Source organism: Amycolatopsis sp. NPDC028719 (assembly GCF_055565395.1).
This window is the reverse complement of record NZ_JBVHUL010000016.1, coordinates 207,176-211,576: the sequence shown is the minus strand read 5'-3', so window position 1 is coordinate 211,576 and position 4,401 is coordinate 207,176. Positions and strand designations below refer to the sequence as shown.

At 69.8% G+C, this 4,401-nt stretch carries 4 protein-coding genes; all 4 read left to right on the top strand.

Annotated elements, in window-relative coordinates:
• Positions 1 to 216: 216 nt before the first annotated feature.
• The 4 genes from ACZ4TR_RS46595 to ACZ4TR_RS46580 all read left to right on the top strand — a co-directional run bounded on the left by ACZ4TR_RS46595 (position 217) and on the right by ACZ4TR_RS46580 (position 4,277).
• Positions 217 to 672 (top strand): DUF4232 domain-containing protein, encoded by a 456-nt coding sequence (locus tag ACZ4TR_RS46595; RefSeq protein WP_465295254.1) that lies wholly within the window; start codon positions 217 to 219, stop codon positions 670 to 672.
• A 113-nt stretch (positions 673 to 785) separates the two neighbouring features.
• Positions 786 to 1,643, top strand: a complete 858-nt coding sequence (locus ACZ4TR_RS46590; protein WP_465295252.1) for a HalD/BesD family halogenase — start codon at positions 786 to 788, stop codon at positions 1,641 to 1,643.
• Positions 1,644 to 1,660: 17 nt separating this feature from the next.
• Positions 1,661 to 2,533 (top strand): class I SAM-dependent methyltransferase, encoded by an 873-nt coding sequence (locus ACZ4TR_RS46585; RefSeq protein WP_465295250.1) that lies wholly within the window; start codon positions 1,661 to 1,663, stop codon positions 2,531 to 2,533.
• Between the two features lie 4 nt (positions 2,534 to 2,537).
• Entirely contained in the window at positions 2,538 to 4,277 is a 1,740-nt protein-coding gene (locus ACZ4TR_RS46580; protein ID WP_465295248.1) for a choline/carnitine O-acyltransferase, read from the top strand.
• Positions 4,278 to 4,401 lie beyond the last annotated feature (124 nt).

Genomic DNA, 4,401 nt, shown 5'->3' with positions numbered 1-4,401 from the left:
GAGGGACGGGAAAAAACCCCTTCCTCCCCCTACGAATGAAGAGAAAGGCGTTGGGGGCTCCCCCGCCGGGGGAGGACCCTGGGTGAACACAGCGGGAGCCGCCCCTCGCCCCCGGCCCCCCCGCTACTCTTCCGGTCCATGGGGGTTTCTCGCTTCGCACCACTTCTTTTCGTCGCGCTTCTCGCGGGGTGCAGCGCTCCGCCGCCTCCCCCACCCGTGCCCGCGCCCACGACGACGCCGAGCCCGGCGTACGCGCCGCCGCCGTCGACCGGACTGTCGCTTTCGGTCGGTCAGGTCGAAGCCGGCCTCGGGCACCGGGCGAGCGTGCTGACGCTGACCAACCGGGACAGCGCGCCGCGGAAGGTCTCCGGCTACCCGGACCTGGAGATCCTCGCCGGAGACGGTTCGCCGCTCGAGGTGAAGGTCGAGCACGGGACGTCGTACTTCGCGCGGGACCTCGGCCCGCGGAACGTGACGCTCGGGCCGGGCGAGAAGGTCGTGGCCGTGCTGGCCTGGTCGGCCACCGTGACGGCGGGTGACCAGCGCAGCGGTGCCGCGATCTCGATCGTCCCCGTCCCGGGCGAGCCCGCGCAGCAGCAGCCGCTGGACACCGATCTGGGCACCACCGACTCCGTCACGGTCAGCTCGTGGGCCACCGAAATCGGCAACTGATGACCTTGTGTCACCGCTCACAAACCGACGGTTGACCCCGCCGGATCTGTGCTAACTCTTTCCCTTCACGACCAGGGCAAGCACCGGAGCTTCACCCGCCGGAAGGGACTGCGATGAGCACCTCCGTGGCCGCGTTGGAAATGGTCGACACCGACCGCTACCCGCTCACCGATCCCGGAAGCGCCGCCTGGCGGGCGACCGTCGACCGCACCCGCGCGGACCTGGCCGCCGTCGGCTGCAGCGTCCTCGCCGACTTCGTCCGGCCCGAGCTGCAGGAAGTCCTGCGCGCCGAATGCGCCGCGCTCGAGCCGCACGCGTACACGAAGATCGAAAAGGTCAACGCCTACAACACCGCGATCGACGCGGCCCTGCCCGAAGACCACCCCGGCCGGACGATCATGGAGCGTGGCAACGCCTTCGTCGCCCGCGACCACATCCCCGCGTCGTCGCTCGTCGGCCGGCTCTACACCAGCCCGGTGTTCCAGCGGTTCATCGCCGACTGCTTCGGGCTGCCGCAGCTGCACGAGCTCGCCGATCCGCTCTCCGGGCTGACGCTCAACGTGATCGCGCCCGGCCGCGCGCACCCGTGGCACTTCGACACGAACTCCCACACCGTCAGCATGCTGACGCAGGCGGCGAGCGACGGCGGGACGTTCGAATACTGCCCGAACATCCGCTCCGCCGAAGCCGAGAACTTCGCCGACGTGCGGGCGGTGCTTTCCGGGGAAAACACCCGTTCGGTCCAGCGCCTGAGCCTGCGTCCGGGCGATCTTCAGGTGTTCAAAGGCCGCTTCGCCTTGCATCGGGTCACTAGGGTGGAGGGGAAGATCGCCCGGCACTCCGCGATCTTCGCCTACAGCGAGCGCCCCGGCGTCATCGGCAGCCCGGAGCGGACCAGGCAGCTCTTCGGCCGGGTCCTGCCCGAGCATCTGGCCGATCGCGCCGTGCGGGGCGACGCCCTGCTCGACTAGATCTAGGAGCCTGGCCCGTGCCTTTCGACTCGACCGGCAAGATCTCGTTCGACCACATCTACACCGCGCCCGACCCCCGTCCGTTCTTCGGAACGTTGCAGCGCGTGGATTACCAGATTCCGCAACTGGCGAAGCCGTACTTCACGAAATTGATCGAAGAATACCAGGCCGAACGCGGAATCGCGCGGCCGACCGTGCTGGACGTCGGGTGCTCCTACGGCGTCAACAGCGCGTTGCTGCGGTGCGAGGCGAGCATCGACGACCTGTACGAGCAGTACACCGCGCCCGGAGTCGAAACCCTCGATCGTGCCGCGCTGCTCGAGCGTGACCGGCAGCTCGTCCACACCCACGCCGATCCCGACGGCCCCCGGTTCTTCGGGCTCGACGCGGCTGGGGCGGCGCTGGAATACGCGCGGTCCGCGGGGTTCCTCGACGAGGCGATCTACGCCGATTTCGAGCGCTACGACCCGGACCCGGAGCAGCAGGCGCTGCTGGACCAGGTGGACCTCGTCGTCTCGACCGGATGCGTCGGGTACGTCACCGAGAAGACGATCGCGCGGATCGCCCGCGGTTCCCGGCCGTGGATGGCGCACTTTGTGCTGCGGATGTTCTCCTACGACCCGGTCGCCGAGAGCCTGGCCGGGCTGGGGTACGAGACCGCGGCCATCGACGGCGTGTACCGGCAGCGGCGGTTCGCCTCCGCCGAAGAGCAGGCGCAGATCCTCGACACGCTGGCCGGCGCCGGTGTGGACCCCGACGGCCTGGAAGCCGACGGGTGGCTGTACGCGCAGTTGTACGTTTCCCGGCCGAAGAAGGGCGCGGCCGCCGGGCTCGCGTCCACGCTCAACGCGGTAGCTTCCGAAGACGCAGCACCCGACGAACGAGGATGACAGAGTGAGCAGTCCGGAATGGTCCCCCCGCACGTTCGGCAACGAGGACCGGCTTCCCCGCGTCCCCGTGCCCACCCTGGCCGACAGCGGTCGCCGCTTCCTGGAGTGGTGCGGCCCGCTGCTGACGCCGGACGAGCTGGCGGAGACCGAAGCGGCGGTCGAGGACTTCCTCGCGCCCGGCAGCCCGGCCCACGGGTGGCAGGCCGCGCTGGAGGAGTACGACCGGTCGCCGGGGGTGCACAGCTGGCTGGACACCTTCTGGCCGTACCGCTACCTCGGCCGCCGCGACCGGATCGCGCTCAACGCCAACTTCTTCTTCCTGTTCCAGGATTCCCCGCTGGGTCAGGTGGAGCGCGCGGCCGAGCTGACCGCGTCCGCCGTGGACTACAAGCTGAAGCTCGACGAGGAACTGGTGCCGCCGGTGCTGCTGCGCGGCGAGCCGCAGTCGATGGTGCAGCACAAGTACCTGTTCTCGGCGACCCGCATCCCGGGCGAGCTGCTGGACACCGCGCGCACGCGGTTCCCGTCGCCCGAGCGGCACATCGTCGTGTTCCGGCAGGGCACGCCGTTCCGGCTGGACGTCCTCGCCGAGGACGGCCGCCCGTACTCGCCGGCGCAGCTGGCGGACGGGCTGCGCGCGATCCTGAAGGACGACTACGTCACCGAGGTTTCCGCCGGGCACTTCACGACGAAGGCGCGCGCGGAGTGGGCGGCTTCGCGGGCCGCGTTGCTCGAGGCCGGGAACGCCGCCGCGCTCGAGACCATCGAGACGGCGTTGTTCTGCCTGTGCCTGGACGACTTCACGCCGTCCGGAGACCAGGAAGCCAGTGACCGGCTGCTGTACGGCGCGAATCGTTGGTATGACAAGGCGGTGTCGCTGATCGTGTTCGAGGACGGCGCCGCGGGCATCAACGTCGAGCACTGCGAACTCGACGGCACCACGATCCTCGGCTTCACCGACGCGCTGCTGAGCGGTTCGCGGGCGCCCCGGGAAAGCGCCGAGGGTGTCCCCGGCTACGAGGTGGTCGAGTTCGCGCTGACCGACGCCCTGCGCGAAGACGCCCGTGCGGCTGAAGCGGCCTTCAAGGCGTACGCGGACGCGACGGCGACGCAGACCGTGTCGTTCGGCTTCGGCGCCAACCGGGCGAAGGAGCTGAAGATGTCGCCGGACGCCTTCGCGCAGATGGCGTACCAGCTGGCGCACCGCCGCGCGAAGGGCCTGACCGGCGCGACGTACGAGTCGATCGCCACCCGGCAGTTCCGGAACGGCCGCACCGAGGCCATGCGCGTCGTCACGCCGGAGGTCGTGCGCTTCGCCGATGTCCTGACCGACCCGGACGCTTCCGACGGCGAAAAGCGCGAAGCGTTCCGGACGGCCGCGGCCAAGCACGTCGCGCGGGCGAAGGAGTGCCAGGCCGGGGACGCACCGGAGCAGCACCTGTGGGAGCTGCAGCTGATCGGGAAGCGCCGGGGCGACGCTGCGGTTCCGGCGCTGTACAGCTCGCCGGGCTGGCTGAAGATGCGCGACGACTACCTGAGCACCAGCTCGGCGCCGTCGGTCAACATCCGGTACTTCGGGTTCGGCTCGACGAGCCCGCAGTGCATCGGCATCGCGTACGTGCTGCTGCCGGACCGCTGGAACATCTACCTCAGCACGCCGAAGCACGTCTCGGCGGAGATGTACCGCTTCGCCGACGAGCTCGCGAAGGCCGTCAACGAGCTGCAGGAGCTCCTGGCCGGGTAGGCGGGCGAAGAAGGGCAGGACCCGGACTTCGGACCCGGTCACCGCAGCGCCCCAATGTGGCGTTGGGTGCGTCAGACGCACCCAATGTGGCGGTTGGTTGTGGCCCAGCGACGGAAACCAAACT